Genomic DNA, 26,545 nt, shown 5'->3' with positions numbered 1-26,545 from the left:
TCCCGATTTGAACTGCTTCAGGAAATCGTCGTTGAACAATTCTTCTTTCTTCATAATGTGCAAATATTTAAAATTAGACAAAAAATTAGCGGGGGCATGCCCCCGCTAATTTTCTATTTACACACTTTATGAGATAGTCCTCTTTTTAGTAAATCCGCTCGTTCAAAAAAATACTCTGAAGCAACCGCAAAGAATTCAGCTTGATTTGTTCCACCATATTTACGAATATCTGAATGGTTATCGTTAATCGCTTCCATTTCTTTATGGATTAAGTTTAACCAAGGTATGGCATATTGATGTTCCATTAGCCGCTCTGGCACACCGTCTGTTCTATCGTCCAACTTATCTATAAGGTGCACAAATTCGTGTATGCCAGTATTGCTTTTATCGGTTGTATTTTTAAAGCCGTGGTACAATGCTTTCTTGGAAAGTATCATCTGTTTCTCGAACCTTCCATTTCCAACTATTCCACCAATATTCCGTGAGTTATCCTTACTGCTAAATTGCATATCCTCATTAAAATTATCAGGATATAAAAGGATGCCACTTAAATTTGTGTAGTGCCATTCCTTGAAGCCAAAAACTGGAATGACGGCACTTGCTGCAATTAAAACCTTATCCAACTCTTCCAGTTCAAACTGCACAGCATCGATATAGACCTCACTTAAAAATAGCATCATTTTTTGCTGAAAAATTAGCTGTGCGTCTTTTGATAGATTTCTATAAAACAGCACATTATCCGTCAATAATTTATGCCAATGTTCTGGAAATGGCTTTACACTATGACGTTTTGCTTTTCTATAAAAATGAACAGCAAAAAGAACAATCACAACCGAAATAAAAATATAAGCCATATTAAAAACGTATTAATCTACAGGTTCGGCCTTAAATCCCACTTTTTGCAAAGTCGCCTTTACATCTTCTTCGGTTACACCATCGCTTTCAATGGTTAGGATTTTATCAGGATTAGAGGTATCTACTTCCCAACTTTCTACACCTTCTTGTTTGTTTAAAAAAGGGGTGACTTTTGATACGCACCCACCACAATTGATATTTGTTTTAAATTTTAAAGTTTTCATAGTATTGAATTTATTTATTATTAAAGTTTTACTCGTTTAAGTCTTAAGCTATTTGCAACTACGGATACACTACTGAATGCCATTGCTGCACCTGCAATCATCGGATCCAACAAAAACCCATTTACAGGATAAAGAACTCCCGCTGCAATTGGAATGCCAATAATGTTGTAAATAAATGCCCAGAATAAGTTCTGACGTATGCCCAACACGGTTCTTTTTGATAGTTCCAATGCTTTTGGGATAGATTGTAAATCTGATGTTATCAAGGTCATTTTTGCTACATCCATTGCGATATCCGAACCTTTGCCCATAGCAATACTCACATTGGCTTGCGCCAGGGCGTGCGAATCGTTGATACCATCGCCCACCATTGCTACTATCTTTCCGTCCGCCTGTAATTTTTCGACAAAAGCCGCTTTGTCCGAAGGCATCACTTCTCCTTGGTAATTTGTTATTCCTACTTGTTTTGCGACAGCAGATGCGGTTTTATTGTTATCTCCAGTAAGCATATAGACCTCAATGCCTCGTTCTTGAAGTGTTGCTATGGCCATTTTTGAAGTTTCCTTAATCTTGTCTGCAATGGCGAGTATCGCCAGCACTTGTTTTTCATTGCCAAAGAAAATGACGGTTTTCGCTTGCTCTTCGAGACTTTCTGCTGTTTGCATCAAGGAAGCATCGATTTGAATATTTTTCTCAAGCATTAGTTTATGGTTTCCAACATAGTATGGTGAACCATTTTCTGTTTGAGCTTTCACACCTTTTCCTGTAATACTTTCAAAAGAAGCAATTTCAGCTTTTTCAATATTTTCATCTTTTAAGTGATTGACTACAGCTTCCGCCAAAGGGTGTTCTGATTGTGCTTCAATAGCTAGAAGAACTTTTTTGTATTCGTTGATATCTTCGAGTTTATCCTTCCAAAATATATCAGTTACTAAAGGTTTTCCTTCTGTAATTGTACCTGTTTTATCAAGAATGACAGCATTCACTTTATGACCGAGTTCTAAACTTTCGGCATCCTTTATAAGGATATTATTTTCTGCGCCTTTACCAATTCCCACCATAATGGCGGTAGGTGTTGCCAATCCCAAAGCACAAGGACAGGCGATTACCAATACTGCTACAGAGGTCAATAAGGCTTGTGAAAAGGCATTATCGCCTCCTAAAGACATCCAGACAATGAAGGTTACAATGGAAATACCCAATACCACAGGAACGAAAATACCGGCAATCTTATCGACCAGTTTTTGAACGGGTGCCTTACTCCCTTGCGCTTGCTGAACCATTTTAATGATTTGGGAAAGCAGGGTTTCTCCACCTACTTTTTCAGCGGTAAATTGAAAACTTCCTTTTTGATTAACGGTACCAGCGAATACCTTTTCCCCTTGGGATTTCTGAACTGGAACGGGTTCTCCAGTAATCATACTTTCATCTACATATGAGCTTCCCTTGGAAACTTCGCCATCCACGGGAATCTTTTCTCCGGGACGCACCAAAATGGTCTGACCAACCTGTACGGATGAAATAGGGATTTCCCTCTCTTCCCCATTCTCAATAATTTTAAGGGTTTTAGGCTGAAGCCCCATTAGTTTTTTAATGGCTGAAGATGTATTTGATTTTGCCTTTTCTTCCAATAGTTTCCCCAAGGAAATAAAGGTGATAATCACGGTAGCCGCTTCGTAATATACGTGAGGCTCGATGCCACGACTTAACCAAAATTCAGGAAAAAAGGTATTGAATACACTAAAGAGGAAGGCGATTCCGGTACTCAACGCCACCAAGGTATCCATATTTGCTTTACCGTGTTTGGCCTGCTTGAAGGCATTGATGAAAAAACTGCGCCCAAACCAAAAAAGAATTGGAAAGGCCAATACCAATGAAATCCATTTGCCTGGTTCCCATTGCATATAGAACATTCCCAACACAAAAATGGGTAGCGTAAGTATCGCCGACCAGATGGTTCGGTTTTTTATGTCCTGATAATGCTTTTGCTGAAGTTCTTGCTGTACTTCCGAAGGGTCTTCGGCATCAATTATAATATCGTAACCGACCTCACGAAGCGCGTTTTGAAGTTGATTTGGACTCAACTCCTTGTCATATTCCACAAGAACGGAACTATTGGCAAAATTAACACTTGCATCAAACACACCTTCTGTGTGTTTTAATACAGATTCAACACTCGCTGCACAAGAGGCACAGGTCATTCCCGTAACTGGAAATGATTCTTTCACACCCTGTTTATGATTCTTCTTTTTGGTTTCAAATATGTTGATTGTCTCCATAAATCCGTTCTTATTTGTATGTTACAAATTTCAGGATTAAAAGACTGTAATGTGTTACGTTATATGCTGAATGATTTGTAGAATTTACTCTTCACGAATTATTACATACTACCCAATTGGAATAATTTATGTCTCTTATAATCATAATGGGGACGTGTCTATCGGTCTTTAGTATTTGTAATCAAATACCCTTTTGATTGGATGACCTTTTTTATCTCATCGATATTCGTTTTAGTGGTATCAAATTCAATAATTGAAGTCCCTTCTTCAAAAGACGTAGATACATTTGTAACCCCGTCAATTTTATTTACAGAATGGTTGATATTTTCTTCACAACCAGAGCATACCATCCCTTCAATATTCAACTTTACAGTTTGAATATCGGTATTGTTTGTTGCAACAATTCCTACTTTCTCCGTTGAATGAAATACTTGTGGATAATAAGAAACCAATGTCATTACAACAACAAACACTGTAACCAACCACAAATAGAATTTCGACTTAAAAAATGATGGCTTAGCCATATCACAGTTACCACAATCGTCCACCTTCTTTTTTTTATAAACCTGATAAAAGGCCAGTCCCAATGACAAAAATGCTATAACCAACAGATAAGGTTTCAAGGCAATAAGCCAAGAAAAATACACCGAGCTTCCACCAATACCAGCTACACTTGTAAGTAGCAAAGGACCCCAGCAGCATAGTTTAAGGGAAACTGCTGAAAATACAGCAGTCCCCATAGATGCCTTTTTGTTCAATTTATTAATTGCCATACCTAACAGTTTCCTATTCCAGCATTTACCAAATCATCTTTTGTGATTTCGATGTTGGTGCAGCAATTCAGAAGTTTTCCGTTAACAGCAATGGCAGGAACTCTTGTAACCCCATATTCCTTCATTTTTGAAACACAGATTTTACTTTCGCATTGCTCGGACAGATTATGAAGTGTGATTTCGCAGTCCTTTCCTGCTGTCTCCTTTACTAATTGTACCACAGGCTCGCATACCGGGCAACCTGCTGTAAAAATCTCAATTTGTCGTTTCATCTTATGTTATGTTTAAATTAATAATGGAACAAAGATGAGAACGTTAGGTAGGGGGTCACCAAACTTTTTTTAACCTTTTTTTTCGTTGTAGTTTTTTAATCGAGTTTCAATGGCTTGAATTTCTTTTAACTTGTTAGTTAAATCGGATAATTCTAAGTTTGGGAATTCACTTTTTAAATATTCAATTTTATCTTCATTGCCACAATTGCCTGGGCAAGAGTCCACGGCCTTTACAATTCCAATAGCAAGTGCTTTTCGATAGACTTCATCCAGCAGTAAGTAATGTGCTTTTTGAATCCCCTTATCAATGGATTTGAACTGTATGTTTATTTGTTCGGGGTCCTTTCCTTCATCAAGCATTTTAACAATGCCGTTTAATTGACCACTCAAAGTTTTTAATCTGGATTTAATATCCAAGATTAAATCAGTAGGTAATTTGTACTGTTCTCCTTTCATAACTCAAACTTAACTCGCGCAGCAACTTAATTTGGAAACATCTTTCCCAAAGGTAATCGCTGCCAGTTTAACAGATTCTCCTAAAGTTAAATATGGATAAAAGCTTTCTGCTAAATCTTTTACAGTGATTCCAAATTTAATAGCCATACTCAATTGTTGTATCAGTTCACCACCTTCAGGTGCAACTACTCTTGCGCCTATTAATTTATCGGTTTCAGTGTTGCGTATCAGTTTTATGAACCCTCTGGTATCTTGAGCTGCCAAGGCTCTTGGAACGTGAATTAAATCAAGTTTACTGACTTCAAAAGGAATTTCCTTTTTTTCTGCTTCAATTTCATCTATACCTGCTCCTGCGATTTGAGGGTCTGTAAATACTACCCAAGGTAATGATGAATAATCAATACTTGTTTTTGTTGATGAAAACGCATTGTGCACTGCTGTACTACCTTCGGTTGCTGCTGTATAAACAAATGCCGGTGTAATGGTGACATCTCCTGCTGCATAAATATTGGAAATATTGGTTTCCATTTTTTCATTTACAATAATATGGCCGCTTACTGTTAACTTTAGGCCGATATTCTCAAGCCCTAATTTAGAGGTGTTAGGCTTCGTCCCTGTAGCCACCACAATATGTCCTTTTTCAACAATTTGAGTTGTGGAACCATCAGGACAATTACAATGAATAATTGTATCGTTACCTTTCTTTTCAAATTTAAACGCTCTAAAGTTTGGAAGGATTTCAATCCCTTCACTTTTCATTTGTTCTACCAAAACATCTGTAATATCTTTTGTTTGACTGCGTAATGGCCTGTCGGTAAATTCAATGATACGTACTTTTACACCCAATCTGTTGTAAGCCATCGCAATTTCCAAACCAATATAACCAGCTCCCATAATGGTCAAACTTTCAGGTTTTTCCTCTAAATCGAACAAGGTCACATTGGTTAAATAACCAACCTCATTCAGTCCTTCAATATTTGGAATATTGGTAGTTGCTCCTGTTGCCATTAGAATGTTGGTTGCTGTGTAGGTGTCTTTTCCATCCACAAGGATTGTTTTATTATCAACAAGTTCAGCCCAACCTGTACGCATTATCAGGTTTTCAAAATCACTTACCACATCCATATATTTTTGTTGCTGAAGTGAAGCAACCAATGCTTTTTTATCTTTTATGGTTTGTGTAAAATCAATGTCTGCTCCTTTAGGTTTTATACCCTTAAAATTGGAATGCGTAGCGAGACGTACCGTTTCGGCAGCCCGAATAAGGTTTTTAGACGGTACACAACCCACATTTACGCAAGTGCCACCAAAATCTAATCCTGCATTTACCATAAGTGTTGTGAGCCCTAAACCTTCAGCTTTAATGGCTGCTGAAAATGCAGCTGAACCACCACCAATAATTATTAAATCGAATTGATTTTGGCCTTTGGAATTTACAGCGGAAACCTCTTCCTCGTCGACATTATTTACAACCGAATAATCACCAACGCTGTTTATAGCATCTATTACATTTGCCTTACTCATCTTATCAGCATCAAAATTAAATTCGCCTTTTCCGGTTTCGTGGTTAACTGTGGAACTTAAAACTCCTTCAGTTGCGTTCATATCCTTTTCGATATGTGTTGCACAACCTTCACAGGTCATACCCTCAATTTCCAATGTAATGGTTTCTCTATTTTGAGGCATTTTGATTTTCATTTTAGCTGTATTTTTCATTGAAATCGGTACTGTTTACTTATTAAAAATTAGACCTTCCCTTTAATTACTTCGGCCTTAAACCCTTTCTTTTCTATGATAAGTTTTAGGGCTTTGATACTTGTTTTTGAACCATCAAACTCAATAACAGCAATATCTCCAGGGTATTCAACCGAATGTTCCAAAACACCATCTACTTCCTTTAATGCATTATAAATAGCATTGGAACAACCAGCACAAGTAATGCCTGTAATTTTAAATTTCACCGTGGTTGCATTGTGTTTCTTTGAAGCTACTTCCACAACTTGATTTGTAACCTCCTTGCTTTGTGATTTGGCCTGAAAAGAAAACAGCATTAAAGCCAAAATAGGCACTATTGATAGTTTTTTCATAATGGGTAATTTTGCGTTTATTTATCTTTTATAACTTTGTATCCTGTTGAATTAATTGCCTTTTCAATAGCTACTTTAGAGGTTTTAGACTTATCAAACTCTACGATGGCATTTCCCTTTTCATACGAAGGGGTTACATTTATAATACCGTCCAATTCATTTACAGCGTGTTTTATGCTTTCTTCACAGCCAGCACAAGTCATTCCTTGAACATTAAAGTTTACAGTTTGAATATTTGATTGGTTTACAATGACCACTTCTTTTTTATTATCCGGATAAAAAATGGATGAATAATATGGAAATGCCAGCATTATAATTGCAAATGCTGTTACTATTCCCAAAAAGGTTTTTGACTGTATAAATTTTGATTTTCCTTCCTTACCGGCAGGCAGGTCGTCCGTATCGCATTCACAATCGATTTCTTTTTGAGGTTTTAGTTTTTGATACCAAGCAAAGCCGAGCACTAAAATTGTTAGCCCGATTAGATAAGGTCTAAAAGGCTCAAGCCAAGAAAATGTTGAGGCAATTCCACTTGTTCCCGCGATTAAAGCCAAAACGGGTGTAATACAACATAAAGAGGCTGTAATTGCAGTTAACAAACCTGCACCAATTAATTTGTTTTCACTTTTCATATCGTTTCTAAAACTTTGTTTTTATCGAGTATTTCAAAAAACGGATTTAATAATGTTGAATATTCAGGGGTTAGTGAGTAAAAAATCGTTTGAGCATCTCTTTCGGTTTCCAATAAATTTCTGTCCTTCATTTTTCTCAAATGTTGAGAGATAGCAGAAATATTCATTTCGAGAATATCACTTAAGTCGCAAACGCAAAGTCGTTTCTCCTCAAAGAGTAGGTAAAGAATTTTTAGCCGAACATTATTTCCGACTAAAGAAAGTCCATTTGCCAAATAGTCAAACGATTCATTTAATTCTGAAACTGTCTTTTTACAACGGTTTATCTGTTCAATATCTGCCTGTTGTCTAATGCAAGAATTATTTTTCATAAGGCAAAGTTACAATTATTTCTTATTTAAGCAAATACTTAAATACAAAAAAGAATGATATGTAAATTTTGATCATTATGTTCCTTTTGTTTTGATTTGTGTTTTGCAAAAACTAAAACTACCGAAATGTACATCTGTTCTTTTAGCTTGTAGGTGAAGGTATTGCTGGCTTTACAGTTAATTGTCTTTTAAAACTACAAAACAGAAAATTCTGTATGGTGTTGAATGGTGTTGTGTGGTCCTCTGATACACAGCGAATTTTGTCAAATCCTTTTTTTAATTCCGATGTTAATTCCTCTTCATTGTATTGTTTTATTTCAAGTCCGCTACATTTTTTTGGTCCGTTTTGTGAAAAGGTTCCTATTATTAAATAACCTCTTACAAATATTGTCGCTATGTTAGTATATTTTTTAATCTGGTCATCTGTTGTAAGAAAATGAAAAGTTGCTCTGTCGTGCCAAACATCGAAAGATGTATCTGGTTCAAATTCGGTAATGTCGCTTACAATCCAATTTACTTTACTTGCCTTTTCTCCCAGTCTTTTTTTAGCTTTCGCAATTGCTTTTTCTGAAATATCAAGTACAGTAATGTTATTATACCCTTCCTTAAGTAAATAGTCAACAAGTTTACTGTCGCCACCACCAATGTCTATAATTTTTGCCTTTTTATTTAGTTTGAACGAACGTATAAACTTCAGTGAAGTTTTTGGTATTTCTTGCGTCCAACTTACCTGGTCTGGATTTTTAGTTTCGTGAACTGTTTCCCAATGTTTCTTTCTGTCTAATTTCATTTTGATATCTAAATTCGGTTCATTGGTAAATCAATATATCATCTATTGATTTAAATATCCCTTTAATAGTGGTAAACACACCTTAAATCTCATCCAAGGATTTTCGGTTTTTGTCTACAGATTTCTTGAACTGCGTAGGTGTCATTCCAGTTACTTTTTTGAATTGATTGCTTAAGTACGCAACGCTACTATAATGTAATTGAAAAGCTATCTCACTCAAGGTTAATTCATCATAGACAATAAGTTCTTTTACACGTTCAATTTTTTGGTTGATGATGTATTGCTCGAACGTGATGCTTTCTACCGACGAGAATAGGGAACTTAAATATTTATAATCCAAGTTAAGTTCGCCAGTAACAATATCTGCCCATTTTAATTCGGTCTTTTCATTGGAATAATGTATTTTCTCAATTACCAAATTTTTCATTTGCTCGATAAGCAGACTTTTACGGTCGTCAATCAAACTAAATCCTGCATTTTGTAGCTTTTTTTGCAAAGATTTTTTTTCGAATTCATTGAGCATCGAAACCAATTCTACTTCTCCTAACTTGACAGCTTTGTAATCAATGTTCAATCCTACCAAAATTTGGGAAACTGCCGATATACATCTCGGACAGACCATATTTTTTATGTGGATGGTATTATTCATAGGTTGAACAAATGCCTAATAAAATCTAAATTTAGATATATGATTAGTATTACAGCAGCAATAAATAATCCTATCATCGCTGAAATTCCGATAACCTTATCTTTTTTTGTAATCGGATTTTTCTGTTTATATGTATTTTTCTTGTTTTTTCTTCTATTTCTTCTACTTTCACTCATCATCTTTCTCCTCTTTAAAATATTAAAGGCTGAAGAATCCGCTTTTACCAATTAACTCTAACCCTGATTATTTTAACGTATCTCTAACCTCACCACAGGTTAACATTGCTTCGCCATAATATGGGTTACGGACTTCTTCCTCTAAACTTATCCAGTACGCTCCCTTATTATTGTCTGCCATTGGACAAAACTGGATATAAACATTTTCATTGACCCCAAAGAGCTGTACACTACTTATCATATGCGCAGACAAATGCTTAAAATGCCCTCTTTGTTTTGAAATATCCGTATTACTTGAAATAGCATTTGCCGAAGTATTTAATTCCTTCTGAATGGTCATCCAATGGTTATGTGCTTTTTCATCAGACAACAACTTCATATCTACATTTTTCAGGGATTGTATTATTTGCATTCCTGCTTGTTGTGCATTTTTGGCATCATCATTAACCAAAGCATCTTTCAAAAGAATATAATCCTCAAACACCTGTTTTAACTGGCCTTGAAATTTGTTTGAAACAGCTATCCTTTCTTTCATTTCTGAATGGTCAGTATTCCCCTTACTATCATCAGAATTGTTTCCTTGCATACCTAAATGCCCTTCGTGACCGGTCATTGTTTTGCCACCAGCAGTGTTCATCATAGATTTTTTGCCTTGTAATTGTGCAGCAGCATCTACTGTAAACGTGCCATTAGTTACCACTTCATCACCATTTTGAAGACCTTCAATTATGGTATAGGTGTCTCCATTGGCATTACCGAGTAAGACCTCTCTCATTTCAAAAACAGCTTCGTTAGGATTAGTTTTAATATAAACTACAGAACGTTCACCAGTCCACATCACAGCTGTAGCAGGAACTGTTATTTTACTTGAAGTGCTTTCTTGAGCACCTTCAATTTTACCTTCGACAAACATACCTGGTTTAAATAGGTCGTTCTTATTATTAAGTACTGCTCTAACTACGACGGTACGTGTAGAAGAATTTAATAAAGGGTCAATAAATGAAACTTTTGCATCAAATACTTCATTGCGATACGCATTGGTAGTCACTTTAATGGTTTGACCAACTTTCAAGGAAGCAATCTGATTCTCATAGGCATCAAATTCTGCCCAAACCGTATTGAGGTTGGCTATTTTATATAAGGGCTGTCCTTGTTTTACATAGTCACCTTCTTCTACCATTTTATGGGTCACTGTTCCTGAAACTGTAGCAAAAACCGGAAAATATTCTTGCACTTTTCCAGCAGCTTCTATGGCATTAATTTGCTTTTCTGAAAGTTTCCATAATTTAAGCTTGTTTTTTACAGCCTTATACAATTCTGGTTGCGATTCTTTTATAGATGAGGCTGTAAGTAACTCTTGCTGAGCTGCAACTAAATCTGGTGAATATATGGTGGCCAAGCGTTGACCTGCACCAACACGTTCTCCAGTAGAATTAACATATAATTGTTCTATTCTACCACCAAAATAGGTTACTTGTACAGCATTGGATTCTTCATTGGCTTTTATCTTTCCAGATAACTTTAGAAAATTATTCCCGATTTCACCCTCACCAACAATGGATGTTTGAATGTTGGCCAATGCCATTGCATTATCTGTCATTTTAAACTGATCTGCCATAAGACCATCTGCTCCTGCTTCAGCAGGTATTAAATCCATTCCACAAATTGGGCAGTCACCAGGTTCTGGTTGCATAATCTGTGGATGCATAGAGCAAGTCCACATTTGATTAGAAGCAATTTCTTCTGAATGATTGTGATTCTCCGTAACCTCATTTGTTGCACTATCAGCAGAATCTCCACCAAAAATTAGAAAGCCACCCAATAGGCCAACAATCAACGCAACACCTATGTAAATGATGTTTTTATTCATAATATTTATTTTTTATTTTTTTTACTAATTTTTCTAATGGTCGGTGATGACGTATACCAGAGCAAAAATCCACTCAAAACAGTAATTAAGCCCAAAAGTGAAAATGCTCTTAAAACAATGGTGTTAAAGTTGTCCCTGCCTTCATAATCCATTGTATGTGTCATCCATAAAAAGTCAAACCAGCGCCACGCCCTGTGCCTCACCGTTTGGAATTTTGCATCTGTTATTGAAACGTAGGCTTTCAACGCTTCATCCGTATCATAAGAGATAACATAGGCTGGCAACAATTTTTCACGATATTCGTGATGGTCACCCACTTCACTTATCCGTTGGATATTGGCCACTTTTAAATTCTCCATCATCTGGTTTTTAGCAATGTACAAGGCTTCATCTTGAGAAATAGTCTTTTTCGCTTCGCCAGTTCTCGCATTATACAATTGCTGATTGTTAATCCAATAGTACGGTTCGTTATTGATATCCCTGATTTCTATATCACGAATGCCTTCATTACCTTTAATAAGTGAAGGACTAATAAGGTTGTCAAAGGTTTTTGGCGCATATTCCATATTACGGAATTGGTCGCCGTGAATGTCATCAATGTTTGTCCAACTGAAGTACATCCCGCTAATCGTCCATATCAAGAACTGAATACCTAAGAAAATACCTAAATAGCGATGAACTCTTCTTATTTTTAATGCTGTATGTCTATTTACCATATTACTGATTTACCTTAAAGTTGAATTTTATAGAGACCTTCTCCCAACTCAATGAAATTGCACCTTCATTGTCATTAATCTTGTTCACTTGATATTCCAAGTGTTCGGTAACTTCATCTGAAATGATGGGTTTAACTTTGAAGCGCAAGACATCATCCTTCTCCTCATACTCGTCCTTGCCATGTTGGTCCCAATTTGAATTAAAAATTATGGTCCATTCTTCTTTTGATGGAATAGTAAAAAACCCATATTTACCGGCAGGTAACATTTTACCATCAATAATTAAATCCTTATTAGTTTCTATCCAGGTAGCCATATGTGCACCCGCTTGCCACAACTGGTCATAAGCCAACAACCCACCAAAAATGATTCTATTTCTTACGCCTGGCGACGAATAATCGATATGAATATGGGCATCGCCTATCATTGCCATCGTTGATGTATGTGGGCTCAAAGGTTTCTTTTTATCTGGTTCTGCAGAAGTTTCTGTGGCTTTTTCCTCAACAACTACCTTTTTCACATCTTGTTTGCAAGAGACGATTAGCAAAACGATTAGTAATACAGAAAGGTGGATATTTTTTTTCATAAGATTTTACTTTGTATTTCTTGACGAAGAATGTGTTTTAATAATCTTCCATTTACCATCCATCTTTTTTAAGATTGACGTTGCCACTCCTTTTTTCTTTATCGTTCTACTTTCGCCTTTTTCATCTGGATTGAGCACGATAGTGTAGATGTAGGTTTCAGTAGTAAATGCATAAGGCAAATCTACTTCCGCATCAATTTCATAATCTGAAAATTCAAATTTCTTAAAATGCCCTAATTCTGGTCCTAAATGATGTTCTATGTAGTTTGCATAGGTACCCTCTATACCACCTGATTCAAATACTTCGGAATCCTTGGCAAATAACTCGAACGTACCTTCTGTCGTTAGGTTTTGCAGGGCATCTTTGTATGATTTCATTACTTTTAGAACAGCTTCTTTCTCTGTTCCTGAATCTGCGTTTTGGCTAAACAGTTGGCCTGTGGCAAACATAATTAGCATTAGGATTGTTGTTAGTTTTAGTGTTTTCATAATTTTGGTTTTATAATGTTTTATTTATTGACGTGTATTCTATTTATGTTGGCTATACCAAATACGAGTACCAAAAAGCTTAAAAAAACTTCCATCATCACTAAAAGTTTTCCCGAAATAGTTAATGGTACTACATCACCAAACCCAACCGATGAAAAAGTAATTAAGCTGAAATATATAAACTCGAAAAATTGAGGTATAAATGATCTGTTGAGTGATGTAGTTGATTTAAAATTTTCCGAACTTAAAATATATAATGCTTGGTAGTCTGCTGAAAACGAAAGAACAATCAAAATAATTAACACAGCAAATAATGTTAGAACGTGTGTAAGTTGATGACTTTCGCCTATTATTTTACTTAGCTGTATAAAAGTGAGCCTGACAATAAAAACCGTTTTCACCAAAGCCATACCAACAATTATAAGCGCAAGAAACTGGTTATCAGAATCTAAATCTGCCCATAAAGTATAACTTAATGATAGTGCAGTGATTACACTTGCAGTAAACAATACCTTTTTAAATAGTTGTTTGTAAAACCCTGTACTTTCAGATATTTCTATTATGTTTTCTTCAGCCATTTTTATTTATTTGCTTAACTAAATAATTGAAGTGCCAATGCACCACTAACTATTATAATAAGTATTGTATAGACTATATAATTAATCCATTTATTAGCAACCGATTTTTCAGTTGTTTGTTTGCAACCATCTTTGCAACAATCTTTCATCGTTTTTTTAAATTAAATTTTTATTTCTTCTTTAAATAGCACTTGACAATGAGAGTTAGACTCTATCCATCAATCAAAAAATTGGCCTCCCTCCCATAATCAAGCACTTTTTTATTAGCCTCTCTTTTTCATTTTCCATTTTTACCTGACTAAGGAAGAGAAGTGCTGTTAATCAATTATTAGGGAGAATTTAGTTCCCTTCCTTCTTCAGGCTGCTATTAATTATATCAAATCTTGCTTTTTAAAATTTGTTGTGCCTGACAAGGGAAGGAGTTAACACTAACCATCAACATTTTTTTCCTTCCCGTGACAGGACTTAATGACTATTAATATTTCCTTAAGACTGGAACCGTTCTGTTAACTAATAAACCAGAAAGATTCCAAAACTTAAGGAAGGGGATTATCTAATTAATAGTCTTTTTTACTTTACCACATTTAAGCATCTTACTGCCATAATATGGGTTTCTCACTTGGTCACTGCTACTCAACCAAGAGCTACCACCATCATACATTGGGCAAAACTGCTCGTACAGCGTGTTTTTTGTACCTGTAATTGCTATCAAATCTGACATATCCTTACTTAAGGTTTTAAAATGCTCTCTTTGATGGCCCATATCACTTTTTGCAATATGTTCGGCGTGCTCTGTGGCATCTTCAATTATGTCAGCTAATTCTTTTTGTTCTTCTGCCGTATACTTTGAAGCATCAAAGGCTTTTAGTGAAGCGGCCAATTTAGAGCCTTCTTGGGCTGCCTTTTTGGTATCATCTGCAACCAAGGCATCCTTTAGGTTGAAGTAATCATTTAATATTGCTTCAGCCTTTGTATCACTATTCATATTCATCATTTTACTATGGTCCATTTTACTATGGTCCATTTTCATTTTTTCCTTTTCCTGTGCATTGGTAAAAGAAACTGCTAACAATAGCATTGTTGCGATACTCATTTTTAAATTTTTCATTTTTATTGTTTTTAATTGTTATTGTTTATATACTATCTTTTAATTGTTCTATCCAACGGATTAGTTCCTGTTTTTCAGCTTCAGAAAAGCTTGCGTCTTTATGAATCAAAGTGTAAGAATATAAAGGCATTTCGTCACTTTCAATCTGTTTGATGATTGACCTTAACTTGCTCTTTTTTCTTCTGTTTGATAACGAATCCCATTCATTAAAATTCAATTCAGCCTTGCCTTCTTTTATATGGTCTTCCAGAAACCAAGCAACAGGCTGAACTTGGTTATACCAAGGGTATTGCGTATTATTGCTGTGACAATCATAGCAGGATACCTGTAACTTTTTTTGAATATTCTCTGGCACATTATTGACCAACATAAAATCGGTGGAAGGAACAGAATCACTTTGGTTGCGCGTTGTGGGCATAAATTGAATCCCCACAAACGCTACCAATAACACAATCGCTATGATTTTTACTACTTTCATTTAGTTAATTTCTCGCTGTACTTTACCGCATTTCAACATTTTGTCACCGAAATAAGGGTTTCTAATTTCTTCGTTCATACTAAGCCAAGCACCACCCTTATTGTTATCATACATTGGGCAAAATTGCTCGTATATTTTCATCTCTGTTCCAGTAATGGCAACCATATCTGTTACATCCTTACTTAAAATTTTAAAGTGCTCTCGTTGGTGTGCTATATCACTTTCTGCAATATGTTCTGCGTGTTCTACAGCATCCTCAACAATGTCCTTTAAATCAGATTGCTGGGCATCGGTATATTTTGAAATGTCAAGCTTGCCTAAGGATGTTGCGAGGATTGCACCCAACTCTTTGGCTTTAGCATTATCATCTGCAACCAACGCATTTTTAAGATTAAAGTAGTCCTTTAATACAGCTTGTGAATTACCATCGCCACTCATTGCCATTTCCTTCTTATCTCCATCGTGGTGTTCATCACTATTATCGTGATTCATTTTTGAATGGTCTTCATCAGCACTCATTTCAGAATGGTTCCCATCTGCATTATTTTGTTCATTTTTGTTGTCTTTGCAAGACATTGCTGTTAAGGTTATAAATGCTATTGCAACTATACCTAATGTTGATTTTAATTTGCTCATTTTGTTTTAATTTATGTTTGTGTTTATTTGTATTACTTTTTGAAATGTATTTTATAGTTTTTCAATTACGTTTTCTAGCATTGCAGTTATTTCATTGGCAACCTCATTCAACTTCTCATTCTCCACTGCCTGCATCGATGCCATTGGGTTTACTGCTGCTACTTCAATGGTGCCTGCTTCAATTTCCTGAACTATGACATTGCAAGGCAACATCGTTCCAATTTTATCTTCTGCTTGCAAAGCTTTGTGAGCATAGGGAGGATTGCAAGCCCCTAGAATCCTATACTTTTTGAAGTTTATATCCAGTTTGTTTTTTAAGGTCTCTTTGACGTCAATTTCTGTGAGTATGCCAAAACCTTCGTCTTTCAATCCTTGTGTCACTTTCTCTATGACCTCTTCGAAGGTTCCATTGATTGTTTTATTAAAATAATAGTTCATCTTTTTTTAATTTTTAGTTGTTTAAAATCTTGCTAATAGTCCACCACCCAATCCATATCGGTTATTGTAGTTAGCTTGGATTGAAAAATTGCGCGAAAGAATGTATGCAACCCCTACCAACCATTGTGTTTCGCTTTCAAATGATTTATTATTCTCTAAATCATTGACCCATCCAAAATCTGCTCTGTATTCGTATTCGCCTTCCAAAAAAATTCTTGGAAAAATCAATAATTCTCTGTCCAAACGTATTCTTGGGCGTAGCTGATGGTCCATACTCACATCTACATTAAATCTATAAGGCGTAAAATACTTTACACCAACCAATCCTACGGTATTAAATGTATCGTAAGAATCTGGTGTTGACGTTTCGGTATTTACTCCTGCATAAACACGTACCCAATCGTTCAGATACCTATTATAACTTATTTCGGCTTCAAGGTTTTGGTCGTAATCGAACTCTGCCCTTAATCCAAATTCGTTACGGATATTGCTCGATGTTAATAAGAGTTCATTAAAGTTTGAACCTATACGAGCCAATCCCCACGAATAATAATGGTCTGTCTCATCAACTAGTTTTTGAACCGGATAATCTGCCATTCTTTTGTCCCTTGGTGTGTCATAACTAAATACGCGTGCCATACCACCCATCATATGATACAGTATGTGACAGTGGAAGAACCAATCGCCATACTCTTCGTTATAAAATTCGATAACAACTTTTTGCATAGGCGGCACATTAACAGTATGTTTCAACGGGGAACGTTCTCCATTTTCGTTAATCACCCTAAAGTAATGCCCGTGAAGGTGCATTGGGTGGTGCATCATTGTCAGGTTATTGAGGGTAATTCTTGTTACCTCGCCACCCTTGATTTTTATTTTATCCGTTTCCGATAAGGGTACACCGTTCATACTCCAGACGTAACGCTGCATATTTCCAGTTAGGTTCAATAAAATGTCATTTACCGGTAAATCTGCTTTATATGTGGTGTTTTCTTTTGCCTTTAAAAAATCATAGTTGAAATAGGTCTTTCGGGTGTTGTAATCAAACGAAGAAGTGTCTTTTTGCATCATTTGGTCATTATGGTTCATATGGTCATCCATATTCATTTTATCATTCATTGCGCCATCCTTCGTAGAACTATTATCGTTCATATTCATTTGCCCATCTTTCATATCCATCTTCATCCCGTACTTCTGCATCAAAACTTCGGGTGTGTTTTTCTTTTTGTTGCCTACCATAGAGGGAGCTCCCATTTTCATATCCATTTTAGCCATTTGCTTCATCATTTCCACTTTATCTGGTCTGTCAATTCTTTCTGCGGGATAAAGTGTTCCTTGTCCTATACGTAAAGAGGTGTCCCCAGAACCATCCTGTGCCGTGGCAGTAATTTCTACTGTACCTTCTGGAATGGTGACAATTACATCATAGGTTTCAGCAATACCAAAAAGGAAGCGACTTTTTGATATAGGTTCCACATCTATACCATCACTTGAAACAACCATTGGGTTACCTCCTCCGAAATCCATCCAATAATAAGTAGATGCCGATGCATTGATAAAACGAAGCCTTACTTTTTCACCTGGTAGAAATTCTGGATAGTCTGCTTGTTTTTTACCATTTGTTAAAAATGCAGGGTAGTAGATATCTGCAATATCTGCGCCTTCCATACGGTCTCGCCAAAATTTGAACTGTGCTCCCAGAGCACCTTCTTTAATTACCCTACTCAACGGTACTGCTGTACCCTTTTTAACTTGATACCACTCGTTACCCCTCTTTAAGTTACGTAGTACATTCATTGGTTTTTCATTGGTCCAATCAGACAATACCACTACCAAATCTTTATCATAATCCAATGTTTTTTCTTTAGGCTGAATGATTATGGAGCCATACACACCCTTTTGCTCTTGTAACATTGTGTGTGAATGATACCAATAGGTTCCAGACTGATTGATTGGAATTCTGTATTGGAATGTCTCCCCTGGTTCAATAGGTGGTGTTGTTAAATATGGAACACCGTCATAGAAATTTGGAAGTATTAATCCGTGCCAATGCACTGATGTTTCCTCATCCATTTTATTAGTCACATTGATTATGGCAAGGTCTCCCTCGGTAAATTCCAAGACTGGACCAGGAATTTGGCCGTTTATGGTCATTGCATTGGCCGTTACGCCTCCAAGGGTCATCTCCTTTTGTTCTAGGGTAAGGTTATACTCTTTGACGGGTCGTCCTTCTTCTTTCCTGTCATCACCATTTGTGCCTACCTGGGCAAAAGTGAATGAGGTAAATAATAATAAGGTGATTGTTTTTAGTGTCTTCATAATTAATTACTTAAGTAGTTTATTATTGCTGACTGGATATAATAACTTTTGACCGATTCAATAAGGTTTATTTGAAACTTCAATTGTAATTCTTGTACGTCTAACACGTCATTAAAATTGATAGTACCTGTCTCATAATTTTTTATCAATATTTCTTCGGCATCATTTGCCTGTTTTAAATTATCGGTTTGTACATTAAATTTAATCCTCGTAGCATTTCTGTTATGTTGGGCTTGTGCCAAAAGCGTTTCAAGTTTGTTCAACCTGTCTTCCTTTTGAGATTTAATTTCCAATTGTCTTAATTCATTTTGCTTTGTGACAGATTTATACTTGTTATTAAATATTGGAATTGAGATAGATACCATCGGCATTACAATGTCTTTTCCGTTGTCAACAAAATTCATATCAGGACGTTCAGAAACTGGCACATAATCCAAACCAAAACCTATATTAGGTGCACTTTCTTTTTGGTTTAACAACTCCGATTGTTCAACCGATTCAAATAGCTTATCATACTTTATGAGTTCTGGGTTTAACTGAAGGTTTTCAGTTAAGATTAAAGCATCCTCATCTGGAATAAACATCTCTTCAACTACGGTTACTGCAATATCCTCATCCCGATTTAAAAGATTGTTGAAAGCTGTTTGTTCTGCCAAATAATCTTGCTCCAATACTTCTTTTTGCTGTACAAGTTCATTTTGCCTTATTTGCAGGCGAAGAACATCTACAGCAGATGCCTTACCAACTTCTACTGAAGTTAACGCCAAACGCTCATAGGTTTCTAAAAGCTCAATGTTCTTATCAAGCACTAATTGTTTTGCTCTGATGGCGTATAGCTCGTAATAAGATTGAGAAACTGCAAGTGCAAGTTTTCGCTTTGCAATCGCAATATCTACATATTGAGTTTCTGCCATTGAACTGGCATAATTTTCCCTTGCGGTAATAGTTCCAAACCAAGGCAGCATTTGTGATACCGAAAAGCGAGCACGTTGTGCACCTGTTCGGGTTTCGGGTTCGCTTACAAAATAACCTACTCCCACAACGGTATTTGGCAACCAATCTGCTTCATTAACTTTTTCTTCAGCTATATTATACCGCAATTCAAAAGCTTGAATCTCTGGATTATTCTTCTCAGCTTCCTGAATGTACGTTGTCAAATCTTGTGCATTCGTTTTGGCTAAAGCAAAAAAAGCAAGTACTATTACAATTACATATCTCATTTTGTAGCTCTTTTTAATTGAAATTCGTGTTTCCAGCTAAATAATACTGGTACAACAAATAGGGTTATAAGCGCAATTAACATTCCTCCAAAGGATGGAATTGCCATCGGAATCATAATATCACTACCTCGACCTGTTGATGTGAGTACAGGTAGTAAAGCAAGAATCGTGGTTGCCGTTGTCATTAAACAAGGTCGAATACGTTTTTCTCCTGCTTCGACTACGGATGCTCTAACCCCAGTTTTATCTGTTGGTTTGTTTTTATCAAATGTTTGAGTGAGATAAGTTGCCATTACCACACCATCATCTGTTGCAATACCAAACAGGGCAATAAAGCCCACCCACACAGCTACACTTAAATTTATAGTGTGCATTTGGAACAGGTCTCGCAGGTTTTCTCCGAAAAAACTAAAATTCAGGAACCAATCCTGTCCATAACCCCAAATCATTAAGAACCCACCTGCAAAGGCTACGGCAATACCAGTAAATACCATTAGCGATGTACTTACCGAACGAAACTGAAAATAAAGAATTAGGAATATGATAATGAGAGCTAATGGTACTACAACACTTAAAGTTTTTTCAGCCCTTAATTGGTTCTCATACGTTCCTGTAAATCGGTAGTTGATTCCTTTTGGCACAATTAACTCGCCGTCATCAATCTTTTGCTGAATTAGGGCTTGGGCATTCTCCACTACATCAACCTCTGCATAACCGTCCAGCTTATCAAAAAGCACATAGCCAACTAAAAAAGTGTCCTCACTTTTAATGACCTGAGGCCCTTGTTCGTATCTTATAGTAGCCAACTCACTTAACGGAACTGGACTTCCTTTTTCTACAGGCACATAAATATCTTTTAAATCGTTTGGATTTGCGCGTAATTCCCTTGGGTAGCGTACACGTATACCATAGCGCTCCCTACCTTCTACTGTTTGTGAAAGCACCATACCACCAACAGAAACCTGTATAACTTGCTGTACTTGCTCTATGGTTATGCCATAGCGCGCAAGTCGTTCTCTGTCAATATCTATAAGTAGGTATGGCTTCCCCACAATACGGTCGGCAAAAACTGCTTCATCCTTTACACCCTCTGCTTGTTTTAAGATATCTTCCAATTGTACCCCAAACGCCTCAATTTCTTTTAAATCCTGTCCTTTCACCTTAATGCCCATAGGTGCTCGCATACCAGTCTGTAGCATCACCAAGCGTGTTTCTATGGGTTGTAGCTTTGGTGCTGAAGTAACACCTGGAAGCTTTGTAACCCTTACGATTTCTTTCCAAATATCGTCTGGCGATTCAATTTCAGGTCGCCAATTTCTAAAGTACTCTCCATCGTCATCTGGAATGAGCTGTGAACTTGTCACAGAGAATGGGTCTGTAATTTTTGAGGCTTTATAGTCATCATCTTCTACTTCAATTTCGCTATTAGGGTTGGTTACTAAACTGCCATCCTTTAAAACAAATAAGCCGTCTTCGTTTACCTTAAAGCGTTGTCTTTTGCGATTTTCATTTAAAATATATTCAGATTTATATTGAATAACATTCTCATACATCGATAACGGTGCAGGGTCTAATGCTGATTCTGTACGCCCAGATTTACCGACTACGGTTTCAATTTCTGGAATGCTCGCAACGGCCATATCGAGTTGCTGTAGGACGCGTTTATTTTCCTCCACACCTGCGTGTGGCATTGAAGTGGGCATTAACAGGAATGAACCCTCATTGAGTGAAGGCATAAACTCTTTACCAGTATTACGCATAATCATCACTCCAAAAATTACAATGGCAGTTGGTATCGAAAGAAATAACAGCTTATTGCGCAATGCCCAATTTAAAATTCGAACATAATAATTTCTAAAAAGTGTAAATACACCCAAAAGACCAAAACAGATAAGACCAACGAAGATTAAGTTTATAAGGATACTTCTATCTACTCCCAGTGGTCTCCAATATTCCGCCAATAGGAATATGATAGCAAAAGCCGAAACAAATATATTGATGATGTTGGCGCGTTTTGACGTAATCTTTTCCTTTAGTGAAAGGAAGCCAACAACGCCAAATGCAACTAATATTAATCCAAGCGGATAGCCTAAAATTAAAGATAAAACGCCAAAAACAATCAATGCTCCATTTAGCATATAACTAAAAGAAGTTTTTAAATTTCTCTTTTTAAATAAATAGGCCGCAAATGGTGGAATTAAAAATAGGGCAACAATAAGAGATGCGGTGAGTGCTGCCGTTTTTGTAAATGCCAATGGCCTAAACAATTTCCCTTCTGCACCAATCATAGTAAATACAGGAATGAAACTAATAATAGTGGTCATTACTGCCGTTAAGATGGCGCCAGAAACTTCGGCAGTCGCATTATAAACTACCGTATTCATAGGTAGCTTTTCTTCATTTTCATCAATATGCCGCAAGACATTTTCCGAAAGGATAACGCCCACATCGACCATAGTTCCAATAGCAATTGCAATACCAGATAAGGCGACAATATTTGCATCTACATTGAACAGTTTCATAGAAATAAAGACCATCAAAACCGCAACAGGCAATAATCCGGAAATCAATACGGAAGCCCTTAAATTGAAGACCATTATGATAATCACAAAAATGGTTATCAATATCTCTAAAGTTAGCGCTTCATCAAGTGTGCCCAAGGTTTCTTGGATTAGTTCTGTTCTGTCATAAAAGGGTACGATGGTTAATTGCGAAGTCCTCCCATCGCTTAATGTTTTTGATGGAAGCCCAGAACTTAACTCGTTTATTTTTTCTTTAACATTGTTGATGACTTCCATAGGATTGGCCCCATAACGAGCCACTACAACACCACCAACAACCTCGGCTCCTTCCTTGTCCAATAAGCCTCTTCTTGTAGCAGGACCGTGTGTTACTTTCGCAATATCCTTTATACGGATGGATGTAAAATCTTTTGAAGTAACTACCGCGTTTTCTAAATCAGATAGTTTCTTAATATAACCCAATCCTCTTATAAGGTATTCAGCTTGGTTGATTTCAAGCGTTTGTGCACCAACATCTTTGTTGCTTTGTTTTACTGCTTTTACAACCTCACTCAAGCCTATGTTGTATTGCCGCATTAATTCGGGATTAACATCCACTTGATATTCCAAAACATATCCGCCGATGGAAGCCACTTCGGAAACACCACTCGCCGAAGACAGTGCGTATTTTACGTAGAAATCCTGAATGCTTCGTAATTCCTGTAAATCCCATCCACCTGTAACATTACCATCTTTATCACGTCCCTCAAGGGTGTACCAATATATTTGCCCTAATCCTGTGGCATCGGGACCTAGAGCTGGATTAACGCCTTCTGGTAGAAGTCCGGCTGGTAATGAGTTTAATTTTTCAAGTATTCGGCTTCTGCTCCAATAAAATTCAATATCTTCTTCGAAAATGATATAAATGCTCGAAAACCCGAACATAGATGAACTACGTATTGTTTTAACCCCTGGAATACCAAGAAGCGATGTGGTTAGAGGATAAGTAATTTGATCCTCAATATCTTGAGGGGAACGACCATCCCATTTAGTAAATACAATTTGTTGGTTTTCGCCAATATCTGGTATGGCATCTACGGCAACAGGGTCTCGAGGAAGTGAGCCTGTATTCCATTCAAACGGGGCGTTTACGACTCCCCAAGCAATAAAAAGTGCAAGTAGTAGAACGGCTACTAGCTTGTTCTCGATTAAAAATTTGATGCTTTTATTCAGCATGTGTATTGATTGTTAAACAGTTAAACATTGAATAAGATTCTGATGCAATCAGAAAATTAAACACAACGAAATGACCCCAGAATGGTTATAACCATTAGGATAATCTTTCCGATAGTTATCGGAAACTGTTTAAAATCAAATTAAATACGTCTCGTGCAGTTTTTGTATATCCCGTATGAGAAAGGGAACCGCATAATCTCTAAATGGTACAATGTGTGAATCAAGAGTCTCAAAGAGATTGATATAAGAATGTACAAAAGAGACAACAAAGACTTGTTGCTCAAAATTTAAGGTGTTAAAAGACATCTTCAGGTCGTCCTGACCTTCAACAACTAATTGCTTATCTGAACAGCAGGAATCATCCTGAACTTCACTTTGACAATCATTTTTGGATAGTTGCTTATCCATTCCGCAAGTTTCAACGTGCCCAAATAAAGAAGAATCCACTAAAGTATCGCCACAGTAATGACTATCAATAGTAAAAGAAACTGTTGACAATAGCACGATAAGTGCCAAACAAACGGATGATATTTTATGAAAAACTTTTTTCATTAATGTTGCAAATTTATAAAAAATTTATCTCAATTTGTTTATTTAACAATTTTTTTTTAAATGTTTATTTTGCACGAAACCGCTTAAATATTATTTGCAAATAAAATTCTTTTGCAGCTTCCTTTATATGATATAAATCATAGTTCTGTTGAACTTTTAGAATTATATTTGTACTGATTAATTTTGTTGTTTTTTTGTAAAAAATTGATAATGAAATAATTGAACAGTTGAATTTTATTTTCCAAAATCCTTTAATGTTAATCAAAATTTATTAATTTTTGTGAAATCTTTTTTTACTAAAATACTGTCCTTCTTTTTAGCAGTTTTTATACTGTTTTCCACCACATCCTTTACGGTAAATATGCACTTTTGCTGTAATAAAATGGTGGATTTGGCTTTTTTTAGTAAAGCAGAATCTTGTATGGAGACTGCACAGAAAAAAGATAATAATTCCAAGCAATGTACTACAATACAAGAGAAAGACTGTTGCGATAATAAGACCATCTTGAAAGAAGGAGATGACACCTTCAAGAAGGCCAATACAATTTCAGAGATTGAAACTTTAGTTTTCTTAAACAACTTCGTCTATTCTTATATCAACCTTTTTGAAGGTTTAGAGAAAAACAAAGTTTCTTTTAAGGCTTATAGGCCACCTTTGCTATCCACAGACCTTGTAATCCTCAACGAGTCCTTTTTAATTTGATTTTCTACTTCGCAGGTTAAAATTAATCTGCATTGCCTCTATAGCCAATATTTCACTTCTGGCTAACATTTGTTGTACCCTATTCTCAACAACGCTACACAATATTAATCCTGTTAGGCTAAACCTATCAGACCATTGAGCTAAACTCAATGACAATACATTATATACTATGAACAAACCAAAAGAATTTTGGATTAAGAATATGGTCTGTAACCGCTGCTTAAAAGTAATTAAACAAGAATTACAAGAACTTGAAGTTACAGTGCTTTCCTTGGAATTAGGAAGGTTGCTGGTAGAAGCACAAAAAAAAACGAACAATGAAATTATCGATACCGTTACAAGTGTACTTCACGCCAATAATTTTGAAATTGTTCAGAATGAAGAAGAAATGCTCACAGAAAGAATCAAGATTATTCTAATAGAACAATTGCAAGAGCTACCGTTACATATTAAGGTAAAAACATCTGAACTATTGGCTTCAAGACTTCATAAAGATTACAAGATATTGAGCAGATTGTTTTCAGCAAATCAACAGACAACCATTGAAAAGTACTTTATCAAATTAAAAATAGAAAAAGTCAAAGAGCTCATTCAGCTTAAACAACATTCCTTTTCAGATATAGGATATTTATTGGACTACAGTAGTGTCAACCACCTGTCTAGACAGTTTAAGGAAGTGGTGGGAATGAGTATGACCGATTACAAAAACACAGGAAATTGGAAACGGAATTTCTATGATGAAATTATATAGATATCAACGAAAGTTATGCAGACAAAAGCTTAAGGCAATGGTTAATTTCATCAAATTAAATTAAACAAAATGAAAAAACTACTTATCACATTAGTATTAATTCCCTTTATAGGAATTGCACAAACCTTTGAAAATTTAGACTACATCTCGCCTTTTAGCAATGGCGTCGCTGCCATTAAAAAAGGGAACGAATGGGGTTTTATTGACCCAGAAGGAAATTTAATCGTTGATTTTCGAAATGATTTGGTGGCAACCAAAACAGACAATGCAAGCTACCCTATATTCAGTAACGGAAAATGCCTGATTGCAAACCAAAAAGATGGCGTGCTCTATTATGGCTATATCGATAAAACTGGAAAAACTGTCATCACTCCACAATTCCTCAATGCCAACAACTTTCAATATGGCAAAGCCTTGGTGTTAAAAGTTGAAAAAGAAACCATTGGCTATAATGACATTTTCAAAAAAGACGTGGTAAACTACCATTATTTTGAGCTTGTTATAGATGAGAATGGTAATACCATTGACCATTTAACGCAATTGGCCATTCACGTCTCGCCAAAAGATAAGAATGATAAAAATCCACCTGCCATCACATCAAAATTGATTTCGGAAAATTTGGTGGCAGTTAAAGGTAATAATAAGAAGTGGCGTATAAAAAAAATCTAATAATATTGAAAATACACATAACATATAAGAAATTCAAAAAGATTATAACCTTTTTAAAATCTGCGAATTAATAGTTGATAATCCATTCCCTCAACTATAAACATTTAGATTGTTGGGAATGGGTTTATAAA

Annotated in this window: 28 protein-coding genes; 3 read left to right on the top strand and 25 right to left on the bottom strand. The window is 36.0% G+C overall.

What is annotated here, in order from left to right; genetic code table 11:
- Window positions 1-113 precede the first annotated feature (113 nt).
- The 25 genes from AC13CC_RS02075 to AC13CC_RS01955 form a co-directional block, all read right to left on the bottom strand.
- A complete protein-coding gene (locus AC13CC_RS02075; RefSeq protein ID WP_482876235.1) occupies window positions 114-854 on the bottom strand; it encodes a M90 family metallopeptidase in 741 nt (246 codons plus the stop codon).
- 12 nt (window positions 855-866) lie between these two features.
- Window positions 867-1,079 (bottom strand): heavy-metal-associated domain-containing protein, encoded by a 213-nt coding sequence (locus AC13CC_RS02070; RefSeq protein ID WP_008616468.1) that lies wholly within the window; start codon window positions 1,077-1,079, stop codon window positions 867-869.
- A gap of 20 nt (window positions 1,080-1,099) precedes the next feature.
- A complete protein-coding gene (locus AC13CC_RS02065) occupies window positions 1,100-3,358 on the bottom strand; it encodes a heavy metal translocating P-type ATPase (protein ID WP_127137391.1) in 2,259 nt (752 codons plus the stop codon).
- Between the two features lie 158 nt (window positions 3,359-3,516).
- A complete protein-coding gene (gene merTP / locus AC13CC_RS02060) occupies window positions 3,517-4,131 on the bottom strand; it encodes a mercuric transport protein MerTP (RefSeq protein ID WP_127137392.1) in 615 nt (204 codons plus the stop codon).
- Window positions 4,132-4,133: 2 nt separating this feature from the next.
- A complete protein-coding gene (locus AC13CC_RS02055; protein WP_127137393.1) occupies window positions 4,134-4,403 on the bottom strand; it encodes a thioredoxin family protein in 270 nt (89 codons plus the stop codon).
- A gap of 69 nt (window positions 4,404-4,472) precedes the next feature.
- Window positions 4,473-4,859 carry a metal-sensing transcriptional repressor gene (locus AC13CC_RS02050; RefSeq protein ID WP_127137394.1) on the bottom strand — a complete coding sequence of 129 codons (387 nt, stop codon included), beginning with the start codon at window positions 4,857-4,859 and terminating at the stop codon, window positions 4,473-4,475.
- A gap of 9 nt (window positions 4,860-4,868) precedes the next feature.
- Entirely contained in the window at window positions 4,869-6,575 is a 1,707-nt protein-coding gene (merA, locus tag AC13CC_RS02045) for a mercury(II) reductase (protein WP_205780334.1), read from the bottom strand.
- 29 nt (window positions 6,576-6,604) lie between these two features.
- Window positions 6,605-6,946 (bottom strand): heavy-metal-associated domain-containing protein, encoded by a 342-nt coding sequence (locus AC13CC_RS02040; protein WP_099543538.1) that lies wholly within the window; start codon window positions 6,944-6,946, stop codon window positions 6,605-6,607.
- A gap of 17 nt (window positions 6,947-6,963) precedes the next feature.
- Window positions 6,964-7,578, bottom strand: coding sequence for a mercuric transport protein MerTP (merTP, locus tag AC13CC_RS02035; protein ID WP_127137395.1), 615 nt, complete (start codon window positions 7,576-7,578; stop codon window positions 6,964-6,966).
- Entirely contained in the window at window positions 7,575-7,949 is a 375-nt protein-coding gene (locus tag AC13CC_RS02030) for an ArsR/SmtB family transcription factor (protein ID WP_008992796.1), read from the bottom strand. The genes merTP (AC13CC_RS02035) and AC13CC_RS02030 overlap by 4 nt, the downstream gene beginning before the upstream one ends.
- Before the next feature lie 142 nt (window positions 7,950-8,091).
- Window positions 8,092-8,739, bottom strand: coding sequence for a class I SAM-dependent methyltransferase (locus tag AC13CC_RS02025; RefSeq protein ID WP_008992797.1), 648 nt, complete (start codon window positions 8,737-8,739; stop codon window positions 8,092-8,094).
- 82 nt (window positions 8,740-8,821) lie between these two features.
- Window positions 8,822-9,388 (bottom strand): helix-turn-helix domain-containing protein, encoded by a 567-nt coding sequence (locus AC13CC_RS02020; RefSeq protein WP_127137396.1) that lies wholly within the window; start codon window positions 9,386-9,388, stop codon window positions 8,822-8,824.
- A gap of 243 nt (window positions 9,389-9,631) precedes the next feature.
- Entirely contained in the window at window positions 9,632-11,434 is a 1,803-nt protein-coding gene (locus AC13CC_RS02015; protein ID WP_220114875.1) for an efflux RND transporter periplasmic adaptor subunit, read from the bottom strand.
- A gap of 5 nt (window positions 11,435-11,439) precedes the next feature.
- Window positions 11,440-12,150, bottom strand: a complete 711-nt coding sequence (locus tag AC13CC_RS02010) for a PepSY domain-containing protein (protein ID WP_127137398.1) — start codon at window positions 12,148-12,150, stop codon at window positions 11,440-11,442.
- A gap of 1 nt (window position 12,151) precedes the next feature.
- The gene (locus AC13CC_RS02005; protein WP_127137399.1) at window positions 12,152-12,736 is read right to left on the bottom strand and encodes a DUF2911 domain-containing protein; all 585 of its coding nucleotides are present in this window, start codon (window positions 12,734-12,736) and stop codon (window positions 12,152-12,154) included.
- Window positions 12,737-12,742: 6 nt separating this feature from the next.
- Complete coding sequence (locus AC13CC_RS02000) at window positions 12,743-13,225, bottom strand: YybH family protein (protein WP_127137400.1); 483 nt, start codon at window positions 13,223-13,225, stop codon at window positions 12,743-12,745.
- Window positions 13,226-13,245: 20 nt separating this feature from the next.
- On the bottom strand, window positions 13,246-13,803 hold the full coding sequence (locus AC13CC_RS01995; protein WP_220114876.1) for a potassium channel family protein: 558 nt from the start codon (window positions 13,801-13,803) through the stop codon (window positions 13,246-13,248).
- Between the two features lie 553 nt (window positions 13,804-14,356).
- Window positions 14,357-14,911, bottom strand: coding sequence for a DUF3347 domain-containing protein (locus AC13CC_RS01990; RefSeq protein ID WP_127137402.1), 555 nt, complete (start codon window positions 14,909-14,911; stop codon window positions 14,357-14,359).
- Between the two features lie 25 nt (window positions 14,912-14,936).
- Window positions 14,937-15,389: a heme-binding domain-containing protein gene (locus AC13CC_RS01985; protein WP_127137403.1), complete on the bottom strand. Its 453-nt coding sequence runs from the start codon at window positions 15,387-15,389 to the stop codon at window positions 14,937-14,939.
- Window positions 15,390-16,025 carry a DUF3347 domain-containing protein gene (locus AC13CC_RS01980; RefSeq protein ID WP_127137404.1) on the bottom strand — a complete coding sequence of 212 codons (636 nt, stop codon included), beginning with the start codon at window positions 16,023-16,025 and terminating at the stop codon, window positions 15,390-15,392.
- A gap of 51 nt (window positions 16,026-16,076) precedes the next feature.
- Window positions 16,077-16,463: a DUF302 domain-containing protein gene (locus tag AC13CC_RS01975; protein ID WP_127137405.1), complete on the bottom strand. Its 387-nt coding sequence runs from the start codon at window positions 16,461-16,463 to the stop codon at window positions 16,077-16,079.
- 21 nt (window positions 16,464-16,484) lie between these two features.
- Complete coding sequence (locus AC13CC_RS01970) at window positions 16,485-18,782, bottom strand: multicopper oxidase domain-containing protein (protein ID WP_127137406.1); 2,298 nt, start codon at window positions 18,780-18,782, stop codon at window positions 16,485-16,487.
- Between the two features lie 2 nt (window positions 18,783-18,784).
- Window positions 18,785-20,002 (bottom strand): TolC family protein, encoded by a 1,218-nt coding sequence (locus AC13CC_RS01965; protein WP_127137407.1) that lies wholly within the window; start codon window positions 20,000-20,002, stop codon window positions 18,785-18,787.
- On the bottom strand, window positions 19,999-23,739 hold the full coding sequence (locus AC13CC_RS01960; protein WP_482876232.1) for an efflux RND transporter permease subunit: 3,741 nt from the start codon (window positions 23,737-23,739) through the stop codon (window positions 19,999-20,001). Before AC13CC_RS01960 ends, AC13CC_RS01965 begins: the two co-directional genes overlap by 4 nt.
- A 135-nt stretch (window positions 23,740-23,874) precedes the next feature.
- Complete coding sequence (locus AC13CC_RS01955) at window positions 23,875-24,291, bottom strand: HYC_CC_PP family protein (RefSeq protein WP_008616438.1); 417 nt, start codon at window positions 24,289-24,291, stop codon at window positions 23,875-23,877.
- A 280-nt stretch (window positions 24,292-24,571) separates the two neighbouring features.
- Between AC13CC_RS01955 and AC13CC_RS01950 the strand changes: the two genes are divergently transcribed.
- From AC13CC_RS01950 to AC13CC_RS01940, 3 genes are all read left to right on the top strand, one after another.
- Window positions 24,572-24,994, top strand: a complete 423-nt coding sequence (locus tag AC13CC_RS01950; RefSeq protein ID WP_482876231.1) for an HYC_CC_PP family protein — start codon at window positions 24,572-24,574, stop codon at window positions 24,992-24,994.
- A 169-nt stretch (window positions 24,995-25,163) separates the two neighbouring features.
- Entirely contained in the window at window positions 25,164-25,745 is a 582-nt protein-coding gene (locus AC13CC_RS01945; RefSeq protein ID WP_293164626.1) for a helix-turn-helix domain-containing protein, read from the top strand.
- Between the two features lie 69 nt (window positions 25,746-25,814).
- Window positions 25,815-26,414, top strand: a complete 600-nt coding sequence (locus AC13CC_RS01940; protein ID WP_008991348.1) for a WG repeat-containing protein — start codon at window positions 25,815-25,817, stop codon at window positions 26,412-26,414.
- The last annotated feature ends 131 nt before the right edge of the window (window positions 26,415-26,545 follow it).

The organism is Flagellimonas sp. L-11 (assembly GCF_056857735.1).
Note: the sequence above shows the minus strand (reverse complement) of the source record. Positions and strands in the feature narration are given on the sequence as shown.

Bases quoted from the DNA above. Each gene is read 5' to 3' on its own strand.
- AC13CC_RS01945 (WP_293164626.1), top strand. From the start codon at position 25,164: ATGAACAAACCAAAAGAATTTTGGATTAAGAATATGGTCTGTAACCGC.
- AC13CC_RS02055 (WP_127137393.1), bottom strand. From the start codon at position 4,403: ATGAAACGACAAATTGAGATTTTTACAGCAGGTTGCCCGGTATGCGAG.
- AC13CC_RS01940 (WP_008991348.1), top strand. From the start codon at position 25,815: ATGAAAAAACTACTTATCACATTAGTATTAATTCCCTTTATAGGAATT.
- AC13CC_RS01990 (WP_127137402.1), bottom strand. From the start codon at position 14,911: ATGAAAAATTTAAAAATGAGTATCGCAACAATGCTATTGTTAGCAGTT.
- AC13CC_RS01960 (WP_482876232.1), bottom strand. From the start codon at position 23,739: ATGCTGAATAAAAGCATCAAATTTTTAATCGAGAACAAGCTAGTAGCC.
- AC13CC_RS02030 (WP_008992796.1), bottom strand. From the start codon at position 7,949: ATGAAAAATAATTCTTGCATTAGACAACAGGCAGATATTGAACAGATA.
- merTP (WP_127137395.1), bottom strand. From the start codon at position 7,578: ATGAAAAGTGAAAACAAATTAATTGGTGCAGGTTTGTTAACTGCAATT.
- AC13CC_RS02015 (WP_220114875.1), bottom strand. From the start codon at position 11,434: ATGAATAAAAACATCATTTACATAGGTGTTGCGTTGATTGTTGGCCTA.
- AC13CC_RS02000 (WP_127137400.1), bottom strand. From the start codon at position 13,225: ATGAAAACACTAAAACTAACAACAATCCTAATGCTAATTATGTTTGCC.
- AC13CC_RS01955 (WP_008616438.1), bottom strand. From the start codon at position 24,291: ATGAAAAAAGTTTTTCATAAAATATCATCCGTTTGTTTGGCACTTATC.
- AC13CC_RS02025 (WP_008992797.1), bottom strand. From the start codon at position 8,739: ATGAAATTAGACAGAAAGAAACATTGGGAAACAGTTCACGAAACTAAA.
- AC13CC_RS02005 (WP_127137399.1), bottom strand. From the start codon at position 12,736: ATGAAAAAAAATATCCACCTTTCTGTATTACTAATCGTTTTGCTAATC.
- AC13CC_RS02040 (WP_099543538.1), bottom strand. From the start codon at position 6,946: ATGAAAAAACTATCAATAGTGCCTATTTTGGCTTTAATGCTGTTTTCT.
- AC13CC_RS01965 (WP_127137407.1), bottom strand. From the start codon at position 20,002: ATGAGATATGTAATTGTAATAGTACTTGCTTTTTTTGCTTTAGCCAAA.
- merA (WP_205780334.1), bottom strand. From the start codon at position 6,575: ATGAAAAATACAGCTAAAATGAAAATCAAAATGCCTCAAAATAGAGAA.
- AC13CC_RS01980 (WP_127137404.1), bottom strand. From the start codon at position 16,025: ATGAGCAAATTAAAATCAACATTAGGTATAGTTGCAATAGCATTTATA.
- merTP (WP_127137392.1), bottom strand. From the start codon at position 4,131: ATGGCAATTAATAAATTGAACAAAAAGGCATCTATGGGGACTGCTGTA.
- AC13CC_RS01975 (WP_127137405.1), bottom strand. From the start codon at position 16,463: ATGAACTATTATTTTAATAAAACAATCAATGGAACCTTCGAAGAGGTC.
- AC13CC_RS01970 (WP_127137406.1), bottom strand. From the start codon at position 18,782: ATGAAGACACTAAAAACAATCACCTTATTATTATTTACCTCATTCACT.
- AC13CC_RS02070 (WP_008616468.1), bottom strand. From the start codon at position 1,079: ATGAAAACTTTAAAATTTAAAACAAATATCAATTGTGGTGGGTGCGTA.
- AC13CC_RS02010 (WP_127137398.1), bottom strand. From the start codon at position 12,150: ATGGTAAATAGACATACAGCATTAAAAATAAGAAGAGTTCATCGCTAT.
- AC13CC_RS01985 (WP_127137403.1), bottom strand. From the start codon at position 15,389: ATGAAAGTAGTAAAAATCATAGCGATTGTGTTATTGGTAGCGTTTGTG.
- AC13CC_RS02020 (WP_127137396.1), bottom strand. From the start codon at position 9,388: ATGAATAATACCATCCACATAAAAAATATGGTCTGTCCGAGATGTATA.
- AC13CC_RS01995 (WP_220114876.1), bottom strand. From the start codon at position 13,803: ATGGCTGAAGAAAACATAATAGAAATATCTGAAAGTACAGGGTTTTAC.
- AC13CC_RS02065 (WP_127137391.1), bottom strand. From the start codon at position 3,358: ATGGAGACAATCAACATATTTGAAACCAAAAAGAAGAATCATAAACAG.
- AC13CC_RS02050 (WP_127137394.1), bottom strand. From the start codon at position 4,859: ATGAAAGGAGAACAGTACAAATTACCTACTGATTTAATCTTGGATATT.
- AC13CC_RS02075 (WP_482876235.1), bottom strand. From the start codon at position 854: ATGGCTTATATTTTTATTTCGGTTGTGATTGTTCTTTTTGCTGTTCAT.